Source organism: Paenibacillus sp. D9, assembly GCF_001188365.1.
GTDB classification, from domain to species: domain Bacteria; phylum Bacillota; class Bacilli; order Paenibacillales; family Paenibacillaceae; genus Paenibacillus_O; species Paenibacillus_O humicus.
This window is the reverse complement of record NZ_JZEJ01000001.1, coordinates 1685459-1707493: the sequence shown is the minus strand read 5'-3', so window position 1 is coordinate 1707493 and position 22035 is coordinate 1685459. Positions and strand designations below refer to the sequence as shown.

Below are 22035 nucleotides of genomic sequence, written 5' to 3'. Positions count from 1 at the left end.
TGCGGTGCCGGAGGAGGAGGCATTATTCCATTTCTTCGGCAGCAACAGCCGTATTTGGACGCATGGCCATTGCTCCAGCCGGAAGGCTCTGCGCCAAATAGGAGGCGCTGCCCTTGCCTAAGCAGGAGGTTGTGTCCTATGATGGGACGACATGAGCATGGAGGAGGGACTGGCATGGAAGCCAAAGACGCCGTGAAGGATATTCGGGCCGGCAGGATTGCTCCCGTATATGCCGTCTTCGGGAAAGACCGTTACCGGATGAGCCAATTCGCGACGATGCTGACGGAAAAGCTGCTGGCGCCGGACGAGAGGGAGCTTGGCATTGTCCGGTACGACATGTCCGAGACCTCGCTGGAGGAAATCATCGGCGAAGCCGAGACGCTTCCTTTTTTTGTGCCGAAGAAGATTATTCTGGCGAGGGATTCGAGCTTTCTGTGCGCGGCGGCAAAGGAAGGGAAGGTGGAGCATAAGGCGGAGCGCTTCCTCTCGTACATGGAGCATCCGAGCGATACGAGCATCATCGTCTTCCTGGTCCAGGCAGACAAGCTGGATGAGCGCCGCAAGGCCGTCAAGCTGCTCAAGGAGCGCAACCTGCTCGTCGCCTTCCCGGAGCTTACCGAGAGCGAGCTGGCGGCCTGGATCATCCGCAGGGCGAAGGATCAGAACCGCAGCATAGGCGAGGAGGCGGCATCGCTGCTCGTCTCGAGAGCCGGCACCGGCATGCAGGCGCTGTCGCAGGAGGTGGACAAGCTCTGCCTGTTCGCAGGGGAGGAAGGAAGCATCTCCGTCGAAGACGTCGCCCGATTGACAGCCTCGACGGTCGAGGAGGATGTGTTCGCCCTGATCGATGCGATGGCGGAGCTGAACATGGACCGGACGCTGACGATCTATCGGGAGCTGCTGCTGCGGCGGGAGGAGCCGATCCGCATCGCCGCTCTCGTCGCCAGGCAGCTGCGCATCATGCTGCAGATCAAGGAGCTGGAGCGGCATCGCTATTCGCCGCAGCAGATGGCCGGCCAGCTGGGCCTTCATCCCTACGCGGTCAAGCTGGCCGCGGAGAAGGCGCGCAAGTTCGAGACGGCCGTGCTCGGCGAGCATCTATCGGCGCTCGCCGAGCTTGATTACGCGATGAAGACGGGGCGCATCAACAAAGAGCTCGGATTGCAGCTGTTCTTTCTCTCCATGGGAACCGGATTGAAAAGCGGGCGGGCATGAAGAGCCGCGTCGATAGAATAAAAGAATTGCTGATCGCAGCAATTCTTTTTTCATTTCGCGCGATCCTGATGGTGGAACCGAGGAGCCCGTCCGGGCAAACGAAAAACAGCCCTTCTCCAAAAGGAGACGGGCTGTCAGCTTGTCCTTAAGCTTGCGCCGAAATGGCGTTGAGCTTTTTGGCCAGGCGGGATTTTTTACGGGCAGCAGCGTTTTTATGGATCAGGCCTTTAGTAACGGCTTTGTCCAGCTTTTTCGTTGCGACGATCAGAGCAGCCTTGGCTGCTTCCGCATCGGTACCGGTAGTCGCTGCGTCAGCTGCTTTGACAGCCGTGCGAAGCGCGGATTTTTGGGAAGCGTTCAGAGCGCGGCGTTTCTCGCTCGTTTTCACGCGTTTGATGGCGGATTTGATGTTTGGCACTTGTGGTTCACCTCCTACAAAAGGGGATAAGACCCCATACTGCAACACAACTTAAAATATCTTATCATGCACATTGCCAAATTGCAATACGAACGACTGGATAAAACATGCTGGCCGCATAAAACGAATCCGGGATCAGCAAGCTAATGGCAAATCGTGCAGAGGAGCGTTGGCGCATGAATCATGATTTGGATTTGGGACGTTATGCGGTTCACACCGACCTGGCGCTGGAAGCGAAGCAAATGGCCGAGGAGTCGAGCGGAGGGCCGATTCCCGGCGTCCACTCCGAGACGACGGAAGACGAGGGCATCACGATCACAAGGCTGACGGTCGAGAACGAGGCGGGCTCGCGGGCCATCGGCAAAGTCATGGGCAAATATGTCACCTTCGAAGTGCCCGAGCTGCGGACGCATGATTCGGAGCTAGGAGATCGCGTCGCGACCTCGTTCGCCCAGGAGTTCGAGCGCTTCCTGCAGGAGCTCGGCGTAGCCAAGGACGCGAACGTGCTCATCGTCGGGCTCGGCAACTGGAACGTCACTCCCGACGCCCTCGGCCCGCTCGTCGTAGAGAATACGATGGTGACGCGTCAATTTTTCGAGCTGATGCCGGATCAGGTCGCTCCGGGCTACCGCTGCGTAAGCGCCGTCGCCCCCGGCGTGCTCGGCATTACCGGCATCGAATCCAGCGAGATCATCCAGAGCATCGCGGAGAAAACGAAGCCGGGCCTCATCATTGCCATCGATGCGCTCGCTTCCCGGTCGCTGGACCGCGTGAATACGACGATCCAAATCGCGGATACGGGCATCCATCCCGGATCCGGCATCGGCAACAAGCGCAAGGGACTCACGAAAGAAATACTCGGTGTTCCCGTCATCGCCATCGGGGTTCCCACGGTCGTTTACGCCTCGACAGTCGTAAACAGCGCGTTCGACATGATGAAGGAACATTTCAAGCAGCAGGCGGGCGATACCGGGCAGTTGATGGGAATGCTGGATCAGCTCGGGGAGACGGAGCGGCTCATGCTCGTCAAGGAAGTGCTTTCGCCGCTCAAGCATGACCTGCTCGTGACGCCGAAGGAAATCGACCAGTTCATCGAGGATATCGCCAATGTCATCGCCAGCGGACTCAATGCGGCGCTGCATGACGCGGTGGACAGCTCCAACGTGGCCGCATATACGCATTGATCGATCCGCGGGATTCCGACCGGGACGCTTTCTTAGGGAAGCTGTCCCGGTTTTTTCATTGCGTCCGCTTGAATTCGATGTAGTCGAGGCGATTGTTGATCTGCAGCAGCAGCTGCCTGGCCATATAGTCGGAGGAGAACTTGAAGCCGGTACCGGCCCAGTACATGACGACGCCGATCGTCGCGGAGGAGAGGTAGCTGTACATGAATTCCCGATCCACCTCGGGATCCTGCTCCTCCACGCTCAGCTCCAGGTCCCGTTTCATGGCGTCCTTAAGGACGCGGTTCATGTCTTCCCCGAGCCCTCTGTCGACCGCCAGCAGCGCCAGGAAGGTTTCCTTGTTCTGCTCGACATGCTGGAACAGAAGCAGGCTGGAAGGATAGATGTCGGCGGCGCCGACTCCGCTCATCCCCGGATAGGGCCCGAGAATAAGATCGGCGAACTGCTGGAGGAAGTCCAGCCGGATTTCCTCCAGCAGCTCTTCCTTGCCGGCGTAGTGGTTGTAGAAGGTGCCGCGGTTGTAATCGGCTTCCTCGGCGATCTCGAGAATGGTCGCCGCCTCGTAGCCTTTTCTCCGGATGATCCGGATCAGGGCGGACTGAAGGGCTTCGCGGGTTCGTTTGGCTCTGCGGTCAAGCTGTTTGTCCATGCGCGGCGAGACTCCTCTCTGTCGAATGTCTGTCCGTCCAGTATAGATGCGGGGCGGCGCTCAAGGGAAATGCGCTCGGATATGCGACATTCCCGGGCCGAATGTGCAAGATTGCCGAATTGGGCGACAGCTGGATTGCGGCTGTCCACTAGGCGACAAAGCGGGCGGAGCCTGCTTATTGCGGCATTTTATCACCAGGCGTATGCTTGATCTGTAAGCGGTTAACCGATATCGGTTCAAGCGGGTCCGCCCAGCCGGACCTGCCCCAAAAATCTATCGATAAGGAAGCGATCCTATATGTCCGAACAAACGAAAACAGCCGTCATCACGGGAGCCGCGGGAGGAATCGGCAAAGAGCTGACGCGGCGTCTGGCTCAGCGGAACCTCAATCTTGTCCTCGTCGATCTCAAGGAGGAGGCCTTGCAGGCCGTCATCGCCGAGCTCGGCCTCGACAGCGCCAAGACGATTGCCGTAGCGGCGGATGTCTCGAAGGAAGAGGATGTCCGGAACTACGTCGAACGGGCGGTGGAGAAGTTCGGCACGATCGATTATTTCGCCAACAACGCCGGCATTGAAGGAGCCGTGGGCAGCATCGAGGACCAGAGCGTCGCCACGCTTGATCTCGTCTACAGCGTCAACGTGCGCGGAGTGTTCCTCGGCCTGCAGCATGTGCTTCCGGTCATGAAAAAGCAGAAGTCCGGCGCGGTGCTGAATACATCGTCGCTGGCAGGCCTCATGGGCGCTCCGGGCATGTCTCCCTATATTATGTCCAAACACGCCGTCATCGGACTCACCCGCGTCGCGGCGAACGAAGCGGCCGGCTACGGCGTCCGCGTCAATGCGGTGCTGCCGGGCACGATCAATACGAACATGATGCGCCAGATCGAGACCAAATCGGGAGCTCCCGAAGGCTTCAAAAAAGCCAACGAGGACAGCACGCCGCTGGGCCGCTACGGCGAGCCGCAAGAGGTCGCGGCCGTGATGAACTTCCTCTTGTCCGATGAAGCGTCGTTCGTCACCGCATCCCTGTACACGGTCGACGGAGGCATGATGGGCCAATAACGGCCCGGATAGAGTTTTCCGAATAAAGAGTGACAGCCTGCTCCTGCCAAGGAGCGGGCTGTTTTTTTGCGCGCTTTTCCCGCTGCCGCCGGCTCCTCTCTCGAATGCGGTTCTATCATTTCCATTTTCCTCATAGAGTAGAAACAGTTGAGAGACCAGGATCCTGTTTTTCGCTTTCAGAACTGCATAACCGCTTTCGGGAGGAGAACCGATATGAAACGAATCATGGCCGTCAATCTGGGAAAAAGCAGTCTCCGCATCCGCGAGTTTCTCGCTGCGGGACGCACCTTCGTGCTGCTGTCGCTCTGCTCCATGATCATCTTCGTGCTGGCAGGTGCCGCTACGATTGTCCGCCATCAGGACCCTTCATCGCCGGCTTCCTCCATGAAAGGATTGGCATCCATGGTTTCAAGCGCCTTTCTGGCGGACATGCTTGGAATGGAGATGCCTGCGTTCCAGAGCAGCGGGCATGGCGAGAGCGTATCGACGCGGCAAGTGAGCAGCTTCGTGCTCCGCATGCTGACCGACGTGAATCCGGGCAGCCCTCGCAGCCTGCTGGCGGCCGGCCTGCCCGTCATGCAAAGCGGCGGCGAGAATCTGGCCGGCAAGGCGAGCGCGGCGGGCGACCAGACGCCGGCGCCGGAGGACGAGCCCGAGGCGGCTGCAGGCGATGATTCCGGCGAAGACGGCCATGATGCTGGCAGCGAGGACGATTCGCCGGTAGGTCCGATCGGAGTGCCGCAGGATGATCCGGCGGGCAGCGGGCAGAGCGGACCGGCGAGCGGCGGGGCCGGCAGCGGAGCGCCCGGGGCCGCCGCTGGCGGCAGCAAGGCCGTGTTCATCTATCATTCGCACATCCGCGAGTCCTACAATCCGGAAGTGGGCAAGCCCGGAACGAATCCGGAATCCTCCAAGGTCAACGTGGCCAATATCGGAGAGAGGCTGGCCGGGCAGCTGGAAAAACGCGGTGTCGGAGCCGTTCACTCCAGCACGGATTATCCTTCTGTGATCCCGGGCTTCAAGTATTCGATGAGCTACAAGTATTCCAAGAAGAGCGTGCAGGAAGCGATGAGCGCCAATAAAGGACTGAAGTTCTTTTTCGATATCCACCGGGATTCCGCCAAGCGCAAGACGACGACGGTGAATATCGGCGGCAAGGATTACGCGAAAGTATTTTTCATCATCGGCCGCAAAAATCCGAATTGGGAAGAAAACGAGAAATTTGCCGAGCAGATCCACAGCATGCTGAACGAACGTTATCCCGGTCTGTCGCGCGGAATCTGGGGCAAGACCGTGACGACCGGCAACGGAGAGTACAATCAATCGCTGGCTTCGGACAGCGTGCTCGTCGAGGTCGGCGGCATCGACAACTCGCTGGAGGAAGGCTATCGGACGGCCGACGCTCTGGCCGAAGTCATCGCGGATCTGTATTTCGCGGGCGAAAAAGCTTGATTCCATTACAATAACCGAGAGGAGAGGTCATCATGCGCAGAAGAAGCCAGCTCAAATGGACCGTGCTGGGCGCCGCCCTGGCGGCCGTGCTGATGTTCGGGATGGAGATGACGACGGGCGGCATCAACCGGGTATACGGACCGATCGAGGGCTCCGATCCCGCGGCGGTCGGGCGTTTCGCGGAAGCCGCGAAAGCGCGCGAGCAGCTGCAGGCGGCGCAGAAATACGAAGCCGAGCTGCGTCAGCTTCAGAAGAAGTACGGCGTCCAGCCGTCCGCCCCGGCGGAGGCGCAGACGGCATTCGCCGGCGATGCGGAGTCGTCCGGCGCGTCGTCCGGAGACGTCTCGGCATGGAACGGATACTCGGCCGGGGATGAACGGTACAGGCTGCCGGGAGTCGCGCCGCTGGATTCCGACACCGGCGTCAATCGCCTTGCCGACGGAACGGCCGGCATGCTGCAGAGCGTATCCAGCTCCGGCATCCGCATGATCGTAACCCTCTTCGACTCCTTTACCAAATAATCGGCTTGCCGTCTGGCCCGCTTCCTTTCCCTGCCGCTCATTGCCGCCCCGGTCCGCCTCGGGTATAATGGTACGAATGGGTTAGATAATTGAGGGGTGTGGATAGTTAAGCATGGCAGACGTACGCGACCGCCAACAGAAGATACGGAATTTTTCCATTATCGCGCATATTGACCACGGGAAGTCGACGCTGGCCGACCGTATTCTGGAATATACCGGAGCATTGACCTCCCGCGAAATGCAGTCGCAGGTGCTCGACCAGATGGATCTCGAGCGCGAGCGCGGCATCACCATCAAGCTGCAGGCCGTGCGCCTCGGCTACAAGGCCGACGACGGGGAAGAGTACATCCTGAACCTGATCGATACGCCCGGACACGTCGACTTCACGTATGAAGTTTCCCGCAGCCTCGCGGCCTGCGAGGGCGCGCTGCTGGTCGTGGACGCGGCCCAGGGCATCGAGGCCCAGACGCTGGCCAACGTCTATCTGGCGCTGGACAACAACCTGGAGATCCTTCCGGTCATCAACAAGATCGACCTGCCGAGCGCGGAGCCGGAGCGGGTCAAGCAGGAGGTCGAGGATGTCATCGGGCTCGACGCGAGCGACGCCGTCCTCGCTTCCGCCAAGGCGGGCATCGGCATCAAGGAGATTCTGGAGCAGGTCGTCCAGAAGGTTCCCGCTCCGACGGGAGATCCCGACCAGCCGCTCAAGGCGCTGATCTTCGACTCCCACTACGATCCGTACAAGGGCGTCATCGTCTACGTGCGCGTCGTCGACGGCAGCATCAAGGCCGGCTCCAAGATCCACTTCATGGCGACCGGCGCTGAATTCGAGGTCATCGAGGTCGGCGCCTTCAAGCCGCGCATGAGCATCGTGGACGAGCTTGCCGTAGGAGATGTCGGCTTCATCGTCGCCGGCATCAAGAATGTCAAGGACACGCGCGTCGGCGACACGGTGACCGAAGCCAAGCGCAAGGCTCCCGAGCCGCTTCCGGGCTACCGCAAGATCAACCCGATGGTATACTGCGGCCTGTATCCGATCGACAACACGGAGTACAACGACCTGCGCGAGGCGCTGGAGAAGCTGCAGCTCAACGACGCGTCCCTCACCTTCGAGCCGGAATCGTCGACAGCGCTCGGCTTCGGCTTCCGCTGCGGATTCCTGGGCCTGCTCCATATGGACGTCATCCAGGAGCGCATCGAGCGCGAGTTCAACATCGACCTCATCACGACGGCGCCGAGCGTCATCTATTCCGTGACGCTTACGAGCGGCGAGGTGCTCAGCATCGACAATCCGTCCAACTACCCGGAGGTCGGCAAGATCGAGCATGTCGAGGAGCCGTATGTCAAGGCCGCCGTCATCGTGCCGAACGACTTTGTCGGCACCGTCATGGAGCTGTGCCAGAACAAGCGCGGCGAATTCGTGAACATGGAGTACCTGGATACGAACCGCGTCACCATTACGTACCAGATTCCGCTTTCGGAGATCGTCTACGACTTCTTCGACCAGCTGAAATCCAGCACGAAGGGGTACGCTTCCTTCGACTACGAGCTGTCCGGCTACCGCCAGTCCAAGCTGGTGAAGATGGATATCATGCTGAACGGCGAGACGGTCGACGCCTTGTCCGTCATCGTGCACCGCGACCGCGCCTATCAGCGCGGAAGGGTCATCTGCGAGAAGCTCAAGGATCTGATTCCGCGCCAGATGTTCGAGGTGCCTATCCAGGCGTCGATCGGGCAGAAGGTCATTGCGCGCGAGACGGTCAAGGCGATGCGCAAAAACGTTCTTGCCAAATGCTACGGCGGCGACATCAGCCGGAAGCGCAAGCTGCTCGAGAAGCAGAAGGAAGGCAAGAAACGGATGAAGCAGGTCGGCAACGTCGAGATTCCGCAGGAGGCGTTCATGGCCGTCCTGAAAATCGACGAGGATTGATGACTGGACATAGGCCGGATGAGCGTTCTGTCCATTCGGCCGCCAGCTTCGCTGGAGGAGAGCCGCGGCTCTCCTCTTGCGGCGTTTAAGGGAACCCGAGGTGCAGCGGTTCCCGGTAGAGGAGGCATCGCCATGCTGAAGCACGCGCCCAAGGCGCTTTACATTCATATCCCTTTTTGCACGAACAAATGCTTTTACTGCGACTTCAACTCTTATGTGCTGCAGGGTCAGCCGGTCGACAGCTATTTGACCGCGCTGGAGAAGGAGATGGAGCTCACTCTGGCCGCGATTCCGGCCGAGCGCATCGATACGGTATTCGTGGGAGGAGGCACTCCGACGGTGCTGACTCCGCCTCAGATGGAGCGATTCCTTGCCGCCGTAAGGAAGCATTTCCCGCTGCACGAAGGAACGGAATTCACGATGGAGGCCAATCCCGGCACGACCGATCCGGACAAGCTTGCGGTCATGTTCGCGGGCGGGGTCAATCGGCTGAGCTTCGGTGTCCAGTCGTTCGACAACGGACTTCTGGAGCGGATCGGCCGCATCCACAACGTGGACGACGTCTACCGCAGCCTGGACAATGCGCGGGCGGCGGGCTTCCGCAACTTGTCCATCGACCTGATGTTCGGCTTGCCGAAGCAGACGGTCGCGATGCTGTCCGACAGCGTCGACAAGGCTCTGGAGCTGGATCTGCCGCATTACTCGCTCTACAGCCTCAAGGTGGAGGAGAACACGCTCTTCCACCATATGTACGAGCGCAACGAGCTGCCGCTGCCGACCGAGGACGAGGATGTGGAAATGTATCTCCATCTCATCGATCGCCTGCAGGGAGCGGGATACGAGCATTACGAGATCAGCAACTTCGCGAAGCCCGGCTTCGAGAGCCGGCACAACTCCACCTACTGGCGCAATGAGCCCTATTACGGGCTTGGAGCCGGCGCGCACGGCTATATCCACGGGCTCAGGCATGTGAACATCAAAGGCGTGCAGCCGTACATCGACGCCGGACTGCAGCGGCTGCCCCGCCTGTCGGAGGAGCGGGTCCCGGATACGGACGCGATGGAGGACTTCATGATGGTCGGCCTGAGGCTGCTGGACGGCGTCCGCGACCGGGATTTCGAGCAGCAGTTCCCGGGGCATACGATCGATGGCGTATTCGGAAGCCAGCTGCAGCCGCTGCTGCAGGAAGGCTTGATGCAGCGTGTCGACGGCGGCGCCGGGACGTTGCCGGGAGGCACGCCGCTTCGCCCGGGCACCGGCTATCGGCTGACTTCCCAGGGCGTGCTGCTCGGCAACGAGGTGTTCGGCGCATTCGTAGGGGTGCTGGGCGAAGAGACCGCCGACGTATAAACAGCCGTCACTGGCAACATGATTGATTATGAAGCGATAAAAGGGGAAATTTCCATTGAAACAGGAAGAATTCAAGCCGGAGCTGGAACAAGAACTGGACCCTATGGCGGAGCTCAAGCGTGCGGCCAGCCGCACTTCCGACTGGAAGGCGCGTCTTGCCGCCGTCAAGGAGCTCGGCAAGCACAAGCAGCCTCAGTCGGTTGAAATCATGACGCGCCTGCTCGCGAGCGACCCGGTCTATGCCGTCCGCGAAGCGGCCTACTCGGGGCTCAAGGGCTTCGGCGAGCCGGTCCAAGCTCCGGCGCGCAGCAAATCCGAGCCGGTCAAGGGCGTATCCAAAATTATCGTCCGCATCCGCAAAAGCCTTCCGGAAGGCCATTCCCTGGAGGATTTCAAGGAGAAGCTCAGGAAGACGAGAAGCGATGTCTATGACGTCTACGAAGGCGAAAAAGGCCCTGAGTTCGATTCTTGGCTGGAAGGCGTCTGGAAGGCTTCATTCGACCGCAAATAAGCTCGGCAAGCCAGGCCGGGCCGGATCTGTCCAAGACAGGTCCGGCCCGGCTTTTGTGTTGGATTCTGGACGGGCAGCGGCTGCCGGCTCTCATTCGGCGTGTTGGCAATCCTAGCGCTTGATGGAGAACGGCCAGGCTCTTATCCGGCTTTTTTATCCGGACGGCATTCATGGCTCGGTTCTCTTTGTTCCGACCGGTGCCGCATTGGGCATGCTCCAGCTCCATTGCAGGTTGTCGGGACAAGTAAAAAAAGGAATAAAAAAAACTGTTGCAAGCGTTTTCGGTTTTCCGTTATACTGAGCGGGTAAAGACTTCCAAAACGTTTTGGAAGAAAGGAGTGAGGAAGACTGACCACCATAAAAGACTTGGCGAAGTATGCGGGAGTCTCCGTCACAACCGTTTCCAGAGCGTTGAACGGCTATGACGATGTGAACGAGGGAACCCGCCAAAAAATCCAGAAAGCAGCCAAAGAGCTCAACTATCGCCCCAATGTGCTCGCCCGCAGCCTGGTCACCAAGAAAACGCGGACGCTCGGCGTGATCCTGTCGGATATCAACCGGGCCGGAGCGAAGGATGCGATGGCATTTGAGATTCTGTGCGGCATCAACGACCGGGCCGGAGAGCTGGATTACGAGATCATGCTGTTCAGCACGAACGCCAAGAAGCAGATGTCCAAATCCTACAGCGACCTGTGCAAGGAAAGGAACGTGGACGGCGCCATCATATCGGGCCTTCGAGTCCAGGACCCGTACCTGCAGGAAGTGACCTACGACTCCAACTTTCCATGTGTGCTGATCGACATTCCTGCCGAGGGCAGCTGCCTCGGACATGTCACGACCGACAACGTGGAGGGAGCTTCCATGGCGGTCAGGCATCTGATCGAGCAGGGGCATCGCCATATCGCGATGATCAACGGCCACAACGATGCGGCGGTCAGCCTGGAGAGGCTGAGCGGCTACCGGAAGACGCTGGAGAAGCACGGGATCGCCTACAGGCCCGAGCTGGTGTTCAACGGCAGCTTCTCGGAAGAGGGCGGCTGCGAGGCGATGTTCGAGATTCTGCTTCATCACCCTGAAGTGACGGCCGTATTTTCGGCGAGCGACTTGATGGTTCTGGGAGCGCTGAGGGCAGTCGAGCGCAGCGGCGGCAAGGTGCCGGAGACAATCTCGATCGTGGGATACGACGACATTGCGATCGCGTCCTACAGCTCTCCCAAGCTTACGACCATCCGCCAGAACAAATACGAAATGGGCTACCAGGCTGCCCAGCTGCTCGTTGACCTCATTGAAGGCAGGCCTGTGAATCACAAGATCATGCTCCATAACGAATTGATGATAAGAGAAAGCACGTCGCCCTGTGAAAAACCGTGACAGCGGAAGGGCGTTTTATTTTCGGAAATTACCAAAACGTTTTGGTTGACACGTAAGCGCTTCCTAATTAAGGAATATCAGTGTTTATAAGGCATGATCATTTATGGACATCATGTAAAGTTGTCCAAAACGTTTTGGAGATCTAAAGGGGATTGCATACACATGGACTACCGCGTGATAAAAGAGAACGATCTGTTCCTGATGACCGACCATTCGGGCGATATCCCGGAGCGGCAGGAAGAAGGACAAGGCTTCGGCTTGTATACAAGGGATACCCGCTTTCTGAGCGTGCTGGAGCTGCGGATCAACGGCAAGAAGCCGATTGTCCTCTCCTCGGAGGCGGATGAGAATTATTTGTCCACCATCCTGCTTACGAATCCGCATATGGAGATGGACGGCAAGCTCGAGCTGTGGCGGGAATCCATCGAAATCAAGCGGACCCGCTTCATTTACGGCGATGTGCTCTATGAAACGGTTGAAGCGACAAACTACAGTCCGACGATGTGGGAATTCGAGCTGTCGCTTCGATTCGCGGCCGACTTCACGGATATGTTCGTCATCCGGGGTTTCCAGAGCGGAGGCGCAGGCGTCGCAGCTCCGCCTCTGCCTGGCGAGAACGGGCTTGCGTTCGCTTATGACGGGCTGGACGGCATCAAGCGCAGCCTCATCGCCCGCTGGTCCAGGCAAGCGGACCGCTTCTCTCCCGAAGGGGAAGCGGCATTCCGGATGAAGCTGGAATCCGGACAGTCAAGCGCGGTTCATTTCAGCTTCGCCCCGACGTTCGGAGAGGAGGAAGCGCGGCTCGTTCCGAGGGACGAGGCATTGGAAGCATTGCGCCGGTCGTACCGGGAGTGGAACGAGCAGGCGACATCCGTCGACAGCGATCTGCCCGCCTTCAATCGGCTGTACGGACGCGGCCTGCAGGATATCCGCGTGCTGCTGACGGACATCGGCTTCGGACCGTTCCCTGTCGCAGGTCTGCCATGGTTCGCGGTGCCGTTCGGCCGCGACAGCCTCATTACGGCGCTGCAGCTGCTGCCGATCCAGCCGGAAGCGGCCAAAGGAACTCTTCTGACGATGGCTCATTTCCAGGGGACGAAGGAAGATCCTTGGCGCGACGAGCAGCCGGGCAAAATCATGCATGAGCTCCGCAAGGGAGAGCTGGCGAACACGAATCAGGTTCCCTTCAATCCGTATTACGGATCGGTGGATTCGACGCCTCTGTTCCTGGTGCTGCTCGGGGAATATGTCAGATGGACCGGGGACATGAATACGCTCAAGCGGCTTCTGCCCCATGCGGACAGGGCGCTGGAGTGGATCGACCGGTACGGGGACCACGGCGGCAGAGGCTTCACCTCCTATTATCAGGAGTCATCCAAAGGCATTGCGAACCAGGGATGGAAGGATTCCGCCGATTCCGTCGTCCATCGGGACGGCCGCTACGCCGAAGCTCCGGTAGCCCTGGTCGAGGTGCAAGGCTACGTCTATCAAGCCAAGCAAGCTCTCGCCGGCCTGTTCCGGACCTTGAACGATCCGGAGAGGAGCGGTCAGGCCGTGCGCCTCGAGGCGGAAGCCGAAGCGCTGAGGCAGCGGTTCGAGGAGCGCTTCTGGATGGAGGATCGCCAGTACTACGCGATCGCCCTGGATGGAGACAGCGCGCAGGTCGGCACCGTGACGTCCAACCCGGGCCATGTTCTCATGTCCGGCCTCGTGTCGCCGGAGAGAGCGGAGGCGGTTGCCCGCCGGCTGATCTCGCCGGAGATGTTCAGCGGTTACGGCATCCGCACGATGGCGGAAGGCGAGAAAGCCTACAACCCGATGAGCTACCACGACGGCAGCATCTGGCCGCATGACAATTCGCTTTGTCTGATGGGCCTTGCCAGGTACGGCCTCGACAAGGAAGCCGCTGTCGTGATGGAAGGACTGCTGGAGGCGTCCGGACATTTCGAGAACGGCCGCCTGCCGGAGCTGTTCTGCGGATATTCGGCTTCAAGAGGCCGCGCGGTCCGCTATCCGGTCGCCTGCTCGCCGCAGGCATGGGCCGCGGCGACTCCGCTCGTGTTCGTCACGGCGATGACGGGGCTGAAGTTCGATCCGTCCTCCAGGACGATCAGCCTGAAGCCGTCTTTGCCGGAAGGAATGAACCGCCTGTCCGTGAAGGGGATGCGGATCGGCGACGGACGGCTGGCGGTGGAAATCGTGCGTACTGGAGGCGAGTATCGGACTACGGTGCTTGAGTTGCCGGATGGCTGGACCGTCGACATGGTTTCCTTGGCAGGACGGCAATAGGCGAATGAAGGTATTTCGGGCCCGCGCCCCGCGCCGGCCCTTAATATAACCACTATTTTAGAGGGGTGTTCCAATCATGAAGATCAAAGGAACCGCATTACTGGCCATCGGGATGTCGGCGGCGATCGCGCTGACGGCCTGCGGTACGAATTCAGGCTCCAATTCCGGCAACGCGGCGAGCGGGAACAGCGGCAAAGCCAGCAACGCAGACGCTTCAGGCGGCACGGAAGCGAAAGAAGTCAAGCTCCGCGTCGGAACGTGGGACGGAGGAGACAGCCTCAAGATCCAGCAGCAAATTGCGGACAATTATATGAAAGCGCATCCCAACGTAAAGGTGTCCATCGAATCCGTGCCGGATCAATACGGCACGAAGCTGCTGACGCAGATCGCAGCCGGCCAGGCGCCGGATGTATTCCAGATCGGCGACGGAGACATCAGCATGTTCATGAACAAGGGGTCGCTTGAAGACTTGACCTCCTATATTCAAGGCGACAACGGAATCAAGCTGGACGATTATTACGCCAACGTCCTCGACGTCGGCAAGCTCGGCGATAAATACTACACGCTGCCGAAGGACTATTCCGACCTGGCCGTATTCTACAATAAAAAATTGTTCGACGAAGCGGGCCTGCCCTATCCGCAAGCAGGCTGGACCTGGGAGCAGCTGTACGACACGGCCAAAAAGCTGACGAAGAAAGACGGCGACCGCATCACCCAGTGGGGAGTCAACCTGCCAGGCGCGTGGACACGTGCCGTCCTGCCTCTGATCAATGCGTACGGCGGCAGCGTCATCAGCCCCGACGGAGAGAAGTTCGACGGCTTCATGAACAGCGACGGAACGGTGAAAGCGCTTGAGCTGTACCAGGACATGTACCAGAAGGACCGCATTTCCCCGTCCAGCACCGAAAGCGCGGCGTTCAAGGGCGTCGATCTGTTCGCGGCAGGCAAAGTGGCGATGAGCGTAGGAGGCCGCTGGCCGGTGACGGATTACAAGAGCAACAAGGACCTGAGCTTCGGCGTCGTCGCCATGCCGGCCGGCCCGAGCGGAGCGGCCAATACGATCTGCTACGCCGGGTATGGATTGTATTCCAAGTCGGCCAACAAGGACGAGGCCTGGAGCTACCTGAAATACCTGACCGGTCCCGAAGGACAGGAGCTTCTCGGAGCCTATGCGTTCACGGCGGTCAAAGCTACCGCTGAGAAGCTCGGCCAGACGAATGACGAGGCTCTCAAGCCCTTCCTCGACGATATCCCGAACATCAAGGATTTCCCGGAAAAAACGAGCCCTTACTTCAGCACGACCGGGGGCAAGGCGCTGCAATCGGTCATGGACAAAATGATGCTTGGCAAGCCGATCGACGTGAAGAAAGAGCTGGACGCAGCCGCCAAACAAGGCGATGCGGACCTGCAAACGGCCAAATCCGAGTAAGCCTTGGGATGGCGCCGCTTGGCGGCGCTGCCGCGCAGCAGGAAGGGGAAGAGGATCGTCTTCCCCTGTCCCGGCTGCACGGATCCTGCCTGCAACCGAACGGACCAGCCGCAGTGCCTTGAGGCGGCGGAGTCGGTCCCACTTAATCCGCTTGAGGTGATAAAAGATGAATATGCCGGAGATGGACGGCGCTTCCGCAACAACCGCAGCTGCTCCCCGCAAGAAGGCAATGCGGGCTACAAGCAAGGAAGCCATATGGTTTTATGTGCTGATCTCTCCTTGGCTGATCGGATTTCTGGCATTCGTGCTCGGTCCGATGATCGCTTCGTTTATCATCAGCCTGACCAAATGGGATTTGCTGACGCCAGCAAAATTTATCGGGTTCAAAAACTATTCCAAGGCGCTGAATCATGATCCGCTTTTTTGGACTTCGCTCAAAGTAACCGTAATCTACTCTGTCTTATCCGTACCGCTGGGACTGGTGTTCTCGCTTGCGCTGGCCCTGCTGCTCAATCAGGCCGCCTGGGGAATGAGGCTGTTCCGCACGATCTTCTATATGCCGGCCGTCGTCAGCGGCGTTTCGGTCATGGTTTTATGGATGTGGATATTCAATCCGGAAATCGGATTATTCAATACGATCCTCGGTTATTTCGGCATCTCGGGACCGGGCTGGATCTACGATCCCAACTGGGCGATGCCTTCCATGGTCATCATGAGCCTCTGGGGAGTAGGCGGGGGCATGATTATCTGGCTGGCCGGCCTGAAGGGCATCTCGCCGTCCCTGTACGAGGCGGCCGACCTCGACGGAGCCAACGCTTGGCAGAAGCTGAAAAACGTCACCGTCCCGATGCTGACTCCGACGATCTTCTTCAACCTGATCATGGGCATCGTCGGCGCGCTGCAGACGTTCGGGCAGGCGTATGTCATGACGAAAGGCGGACCGATGAACTCCACGCTGTTCTACAATTACTACCTGTTCCAGCACGCGTTCGAGAACTTCAACATGGGCTACGCCTCCGCGCTCGCCTGGTTCCTGTTCATCATCATTCTCGTGCTGACGCTGATCGTCGTGAAGTCCTCGGACGCCTGGGTCTACTATGAAGGGGAAAGGAAGTAAAGGCATGCGAACAAACAAATGGCTCCATCAAACCATCGTGTATGCGCTGCTTCTGGCCGGCTCGCTCGTGATGCTGGTTCCTTTCGCCTGGATGCTGTCCACTTCGTTGAAGGAGTCGTATCAAGTGTTCACGGTTCCTGTCAAGTGGATTCCCGATCCGATCCGTTGGGACAACTACATCACGACCTTCACGGGCCTTCCGTTCGGCCGCTGGCTGCTCAACACGCTTGCCGTCACCGTGCCGAACATTATCGGAACGGTGCTGTCCTGCACGGTCGTCGCGTACGGATTCGCCCGCTTCAAGGCGAAGGGCAAAAACATGCTGTTCATCCTCATGCTGTCGACGATGATGCTGCCGACCTCGGTCACGATGATTCCGGTGTTCTACCTGTTCAAGGAACTCGGATGGATGAACACGCTGCTGCCGCTGATCGTACCGGCCTTTTTCGGCACGGCCTTTTATATCTTCCTGCTGAGGCAGTTCTTCATGACGATTCCCGTCGAGATGGAGGAGGCGGCCAAGATCGACGGCGCCAGCACGCTCGGCATTCTCGTCCGCATCATTTTGCCGCTGACCATTCCTGCGATCATCACGGTGGCCATCCTCCAGTTCAACGGCGTCTGGAACGATTTCATGACTCCGCTGCTGTACCTGAACAAGCCGGAGCTGTATACGCTGGCGCTTGGCATCAACTTCTTCAAGAGCGAGAACAACGTCCAGTGGAACTTCCTCATGACGGCTTCCGTCGTCACGATGCTGCCTTCTCTGCTGTTCTATTTCCTCGGCCAGAAATACTTCGTGGAAAGCATCACGCTGACCGGAATGAAAGGATAACAAGCCTATGGCCAAGCTGACCTTGAACCGAAGCGGAGCGGGATGGCTGGCAGGCGTCGGCCTGCTGTCGGCATCCATGCTGGGGCTGGAAATCGCGCTGACGAATGTGCTCGGCGTGCTGCTTCAATATCATTATGTGTCGCTTCTGATCTCGCTGGCCGTCCTCGGCACCGGGGCCGGCGCTTACGCCGCCGTCCGCTTCGGAGGCAAGGCCGGCAGGATGCAGGCTGCGGCTCCTGCGGGCTGGGCAAGCATGGCTGCGGGAGGATACGCCATCCTCCTGAGCTTTGTCCTGGCCCGTTTTCCCTATTCGGGGCAGCTAGCCTTTTACGCGCTGTTGTGCGCGCTGCCGTTCCTGCTGTTCGGCTGGGTCACGGGCCGGGCTCTCGCTTCCGGGACCGCTCCGGCGCCTGCCGTATATGCGGCCGATCTGCTCGGCGCAGCGGCCGGCGCGCTGCTGGGCTACATCCTGACGGAACGGCTCGGCGGCTTCGCGGCCGTGTTCCTCATGTCGGCGCCTGCCTTCGCGGCGGCGCTCGCCTTGTTTGCCGGCGGACGGGGCATGAGAAGGAGATATGCCGTCCTGGCAGCCGTGCTGCTGCTCGCAGCGACGCCGCCCGCCTTCGAGACGGCCAGGCAGCTGGACGGCTGGCAGCTCGATTTCGCCGCTTTTCACGGGGCTGCGCCTGACAAGACGATTGTCGGGACGCTGCGCAGCGATCCTTCCGCCCATGTCGTCTCGACGCATTGGGACGGATTCGCCCGCACGGACACGGTCGCGACCGCGGATGACAGCCGCCGCATGCTGTTCGTCAACGGCGGTGCCGGAAGCTATATGTACCGGTTCGACGGCAGCCTGAGCTCCGTTGCCGGCCTTGCCCGTGATATCGAGTTCCTGCCGTTCGCCGCTGGACGCGCGGATCGGACCGCCGTCATCGGAGCGGGCGGGGGACGCGACATTCTGTACGCGCTGCTTGCCGGAGCCAAGGATGTCACTGCCGTCGAGCTGAGCTCCGGCATCGTCCGGAGCATGAGGGAGCAGGCGGACTACAACGGAGGCCTCCTGGATCGTCCCGGCGTCAAGACCGTCGTCGGCGACGGAAGAAGCGTGCTGACCCGCAGCGCCGGCGGTTATGACCTGATCGTCCTAGATCTCGTCTATTCGCAGGTGGGCGGCATGGGCGGCCAAGCCTTGTCTGAAAATTACGTGTTCACGAGGGAAGCGTTCAAGGAGTATTTGGCCAAGCTGGCGCCGGGAGGAAGGCTCGCCATCCTGTCCCATCAAGGCGTCGAAGGCGTCCGAGCCTATTATACGGGCCTTGAAGCGCTCATGTCGGACGGGGAGCGCACGGCGGCGGAAGCTTCCCGCCACACGGCGCTGCTTCTGGCAACGGACCAGTCGTCCTCGCCGCAGCTTACCCTGTCCGTGATCCAGAACACGCCGCTCGACTCGAGCCAGCTCAACCTGCTTCAGACCGGGGCGCGCTCGCTGGGGCTGCGGCCGCTGTTCCTTCCGGGCTCCGACGAGGAGCTGTTGAAGCCGCTCGTTCAAGGCCAGGTCCCGTTCGACCGGTTCGTGCGCGATTCCGACTACGCGGTCCATCCCGTCAAGGATGACCGGCCGTTCTTCTTCCAGGTGGACCCCGGCCTGCCGCCCGCTCTCGGGCAATGGCTGGCTGCCGCCGCGGCTTTGACCCTGCTGGCTGCATTCGTGATCGGAATCGGAGAGTACGGGCCAGGCCGGGCTTCAAGGCTGCGGGCTGGAAAGCCGCGCTTGAAATCCTACCCGCTCTATCTGCTGCTCGGGATCGGCTATATGTCCGTCCAGACGGCGCTCATCCAAAAGGCTTTGCTTTATCTCGGCAGTCCTGCGCTTGCATCCATTGCCGTCATCATGCCGCTGCTGCTCGGAGGAAGCTTGGGAAGCGCGGCCGCAGGCCGTTTCCGGCTTCCCGCCTACGCCGGCGCCGGGGCCGCTTTTGCGGCAGCGGTCCTACTGCTGCTGGCGGAGCCTGCCCTGTCGGATAGTCTTCTGGTCTCCGGAGACAGCGCGCGGCTGGCGTTCGTCGGCGTTTCCGCCTTGCTGCTCGGCTTGCCGATGGGCATGCCGCTTCCGTCCGGGCTGCGCGAGGATGACCGGCGGCTGCCGGGCTCTTCCGCCTTTTTCTTTGCCGTGAGCGGCTTGGCCGGCATATGGGGCTCCTTGCTCGGCTCAGCCGTCTCGATGACGGCCGGCGTGACCGCTACGCTGGCTGCCGGCTGCCTGTGTTACGCCGCTGCCGCGGCAGCGGACCGCTTTTTTACCGATAGGAGGAAGGACAAGTGAACATGAAGCTGTGGGATACAGGGCCGAAGCTGGCTCCATATAAGGAAGAGGGAAGCACGGAAGGAGCCTCGTGGCAGGATCTGTTCCTATGTCCGGGCAGCAAGGCGTGCCTGATCGGGGGACAGAATGGAGGCTTTCCGGACTTCGGCCATCACGTCAAGCTTGAAATGGGCGGGCTGTGGCTGCATCCCGTCAAGCTTCTCGACGGATTCTGGCTCGGCATCCGGGACCGGGAAGAAGATGGCGGAGCTTCGGGACCTGTCTGGCTGACGGAGGCCGGCATCTTCGTGAACCATCCCTTCCACAATGAACATCGGTATACGATGAGCAGGCTCGGTCTGGAAATCGTCCGCAGGCAGTTTTGTCCTGACGGCGAGCAAGGCATTCTCGTTTCATTCGCCATTCGAAATCTTCTGGATCGTCCGCGCGCTCTGGATGTCCATTTCCTGGTTCGGACCGACCTGAGTCCGGTCTGGTTCTCGGAAGGAATGGAGTGGCGGGAAGGGTTCGATCAAGGCCGATTCCATCCGGAGCGCGGCGTCTTTACCGCAAGGGATGAGCATCAGCCTTGGCATGTCGCTGCCGGCTCCGCGCTTCCTGCCTCGAATTGCGACATCGACCGGGAGCTGTTCGGACCGCATTGGACTGCGGGCAAGGGCGTCGGCGGCGAGCTGACATACGCCGGCGAGCACCTTCCCGCGGGAGGCGAGATCGAGATGCGGTTCGCCGTTGCCGGCTCGCTGCACAGCGAGCTCGACGCGCTGGCAAGCCTCGAGAAGCTGCTCGGCTCGGCCGAAGAGCTGTGGGCGGCCAAGGTGCTGCGGTATGAAAGCCTGTTATCCGCCTCCGAGCTGGATATCCCCGACAAGCATTTGCAGAAAACATTTCATTGGGTGAAATTCCATCAGGACTGGCTGCTTCGGGATGTTCCGGGTGTCGGCAGAGGACTCGGGGCGGGCCAGCCGGAGTATCCCTGGTGGTTCGGCTGCGACAGCAGCTATGCGATTCCCGGGCTGCTGGCAACGGGAGGCATGCAGACGGCTCTGGATACGGTGCGTCTGCTGCACCGGGCTTCGGAGCAGGCGAACGGGAACGGCCGCATCATCCACGAGATGTCGACGAACGGGCTTGCCGCCCATCCCGGCAATACGCAGGAGACGGCCCATTTCATCTCTTGCCTGTGGGAGGTGCTGAAATGGACGGGAGATGCCGCGCTCCTTGACGAGCTCTATCCTTCGGTGCAGAAGGGACTGGACTGGCTGCTCGGGGAAATGGACCCCGACGGCGACCTGCTGCCGGAAGGCTACGGCATCATTGAGATCGAGGGCTTGAACGTCGAGCTGATCGATACAGCCGTCTATACGTGGTCCGCGCTCAACGCCGCATCGGAGATGGCGGCCTTGCTGGGAGACGAGAGCCGCCGCAGCCGCTGGGCGGAGCTTGCCGTCCGGGTCGGAGAGGCCGTCAACCGGGGCATGTGGCTGGAAGAGGAAGGCCTCTATGCGGACGCCATGGCTCCGGTGGGCAAGGTCCGGGACAGGATCGATCTCTACATCGAGAGGGCCAGGCAATTCGGAGCCGATAACGCCGTGCGCGATCTCCTGGCGATGAAGGCCGACATGGAAGGGCTGCATCCCGAGCTCGAGAAGCCGTGGCTGTTCAAAAACTGGGTCATCAACACGCCGATGGAAGCGGGGCTCGCTCCGCGGCAGCAGGCGATCCGCGCCCTGGACCGGATGGCAAGCGAGGAGTTCACGGGCCGCTGGGGAACGTATTTGTCCGGCATGTACCGCGATCAGATGATGACGATATCGACCGGCGTTCAAGCCGTGGCGGAGGCGCGTTACGGCCGGATGGACGAGTCGCTCCGCTATGCGCGGATGATCGCCTCCACCTTCAACCGGAGGCTGCCGGGCTCCATGTCGGAGATGTCTCCGGACTATGGCTGCTTCGTGCAGGCATGGACCAATTACGGCATCGTGTGGCCGCTTGCGGCGTACATGTTCGGCATCGGTCCGGAAGCGTACCGCAAGCATCTGACGCTGCAGCCCCGCTTGCCGGAGGAATGGAAGGAAGCCGCCATTTCCAACGTCGGATTCGGCTTGGGCGAGCACGCGGCGGAGCTGCAGCAGTATGAGATCCGGCTCACGGCAGCTGAGGATGTGTACCGCTGGAAGCTGCAGGGCGAAGGCTGGACCGTTAGGCTGCGCTTGCCGGGAGAAGCGCTGGGGGCGGCAGCCGTGCTGCTGGACGGACTCCGGGTCAGGCTGGAAGCCGACGGCGAGGGATGTTATGCGGACGTCGAGGGCGAAGGGGAGCACGAGGTCCGGGTCGTCAAGCTGGCGGCGGCCGGCTCCTGAATGAATAGAAGCCTGC

At 60.3% G+C, this 22035-nt stretch carries 17 protein-coding genes; 15 read left to right on the top strand and 2 right to left on the bottom strand.

All coding sequences use genetic code 11. From position 1 onward, the window contains the following. Nucleotides 1-174: 174 nt before the first annotated feature. A complete protein-coding gene (holA, locus tag VE23_RS07930) occupies nucleotides 175-1215 on the top strand; it encodes a DNA polymerase III subunit delta (protein ID WP_049867710.1) in 1041 nt (346 codons plus the stop codon). Between the two features lie 145 nt (nucleotides 1216-1360). Here holA and rpsT read toward each other — a convergent pair whose 3' ends face one another. Further along, nucleotides 1361-1633 carry a 30S ribosomal protein S20 gene (gene rpsT, locus VE23_RS07925; RefSeq protein WP_021881778.1) on the bottom strand — a complete coding sequence of 91 codons (273 nt, stop codon included), beginning with the start codon at nucleotides 1631-1633 and terminating at the stop codon, nucleotides 1361-1363. Nucleotides 1634-1809: 176 nt separating this feature from the next. Here rpsT and gpr point away from each other — a divergent pair, with 176 nt between their 5' ends. After that, the gene (gene gpr, locus VE23_RS07920) at nucleotides 1810-2817 is read left to right on the top strand and encodes a GPR endopeptidase (RefSeq protein WP_049867709.1); all 1008 of its coding nucleotides are present in this window, start codon (nucleotides 1810-1812) and stop codon (nucleotides 2815-2817) included. A gap of 55 nt (nucleotides 2818-2872) precedes the next feature. Here gpr and VE23_RS07915 read toward each other — a convergent pair whose 3' ends face one another. After that, the gene (locus VE23_RS07915) at nucleotides 2873-3466 is read right to left on the bottom strand and encodes a TetR/AcrR family transcriptional regulator (protein WP_049867708.1); all 594 of its coding nucleotides are present in this window, start codon (nucleotides 3464-3466) and stop codon (nucleotides 2873-2875) included. 297 nt (nucleotides 3467-3763) lie between these two features. On the opposite strand from VE23_RS07915, the gene VE23_RS07910 reads away from it, so the two are divergent. The 13 genes from VE23_RS07910 (at nucleotide 3764) to VE23_RS07850 (ending at nucleotide 22019) form a co-directional block, all read left to right on the top strand. Next, the gene (locus VE23_RS07910) at nucleotides 3764-4528 is read left to right on the top strand and encodes an SDR family NAD(P)-dependent oxidoreductase (protein ID WP_048749441.1); all 765 of its coding nucleotides are present in this window, start codon (nucleotides 3764-3766) and stop codon (nucleotides 4526-4528) included. A 213-nt stretch (nucleotides 4529-4741) separates the two neighbouring features. Then, entirely contained in the window at nucleotides 4742-5980 is a 1239-nt protein-coding gene (gene spoIIP, locus VE23_RS07905; protein WP_049867707.1) for a stage II sporulation protein P, read from the top strand. A gap of 32 nt (nucleotides 5981-6012) precedes the next feature. Then, nucleotides 6013-6501, top strand: a complete 489-nt coding sequence (locus VE23_RS07900) for a hypothetical protein (protein WP_049867706.1) — start codon at nucleotides 6013-6015, stop codon at nucleotides 6499-6501. Nucleotides 6502-6613: 112 nt separating this feature from the next. Further along, complete coding sequence (gene lepA / locus VE23_RS07895) at nucleotides 6614-8431, top strand: translation elongation factor 4 (protein WP_048750098.1); 1818 nt, start codon at nucleotides 6614-6616, stop codon at nucleotides 8429-8431. A 132-nt stretch (nucleotides 8432-8563) separates the two neighbouring features. Next, on the top strand, nucleotides 8564-9781 hold the full coding sequence (gene hemW / locus VE23_RS07890; protein WP_049867705.1) for a radical SAM family heme chaperone HemW: 1218 nt from the start codon (nucleotides 8564-8566) through the stop codon (nucleotides 9779-9781). A gap of 103 nt (nucleotides 9782-9884) precedes the next feature. After that, nucleotides 9885-10292, top strand: a complete 408-nt coding sequence (locus VE23_RS07885; RefSeq protein WP_048750104.1) for a HEAT repeat domain-containing protein — start codon at nucleotides 9885-9887, stop codon at nucleotides 10290-10292. Nucleotides 10293-10640: 348 nt separating this feature from the next. After that, nucleotides 10641-11663: a LacI family DNA-binding transcriptional regulator gene (locus VE23_RS07880; RefSeq protein WP_049867704.1), complete on the top strand. Its 1023-nt coding sequence runs from the start codon at nucleotides 10641-10643 to the stop codon at nucleotides 11661-11663. Between the two features lie 162 nt (nucleotides 11664-11825). Next, nucleotides 11826-13952 (top strand): amylo-alpha-1,6-glucosidase, encoded by a 2127-nt coding sequence (locus tag VE23_RS07875; RefSeq protein ID WP_049867703.1) that lies wholly within the window; start codon nucleotides 11826-11828, stop codon nucleotides 13950-13952. Between the two features lie 76 nt (nucleotides 13953-14028). Continuing rightward, nucleotides 14029-15381, top strand: coding sequence for an ABC transporter substrate-binding protein (locus VE23_RS07870; protein ID WP_049867702.1), 1353 nt, complete (start codon nucleotides 14029-14031; stop codon nucleotides 15379-15381). Nucleotides 15382-15547: 166 nt separating this feature from the next. Further along, complete coding sequence (locus tag VE23_RS07865) at nucleotides 15548-16498, top strand: carbohydrate ABC transporter permease (protein WP_021879832.1); 951 nt, start codon at nucleotides 15548-15550, stop codon at nucleotides 16496-16498. Between the two features lie 4 nt (nucleotides 16499-16502). Then, nucleotides 16503-17333 (top strand): carbohydrate ABC transporter permease, encoded by an 831-nt coding sequence (locus VE23_RS07860; RefSeq protein WP_198156145.1) that lies wholly within the window; start codon nucleotides 16503-16505, stop codon nucleotides 17331-17333. Between the two features lie 7 nt (nucleotides 17334-17340). Then, a complete protein-coding gene (locus VE23_RS07855) occupies nucleotides 17341-19659 on the top strand; it encodes a class I SAM-dependent methyltransferase (RefSeq protein WP_049867701.1) in 2319 nt (772 codons plus the stop codon). Nucleotides 19660-19661: 2 nt separating this feature from the next. Continuing rightward, the gene (locus VE23_RS07850) at nucleotides 19662-22019 is read left to right on the top strand and encodes an alpha-L-rhamnosidase-related protein (RefSeq protein ID WP_232317061.1); all 2358 of its coding nucleotides are present in this window, start codon (nucleotides 19662-19664) and stop codon (nucleotides 22017-22019) included. The last annotated feature ends 16 nt before the right edge of the window (nucleotides 22020-22035 follow it).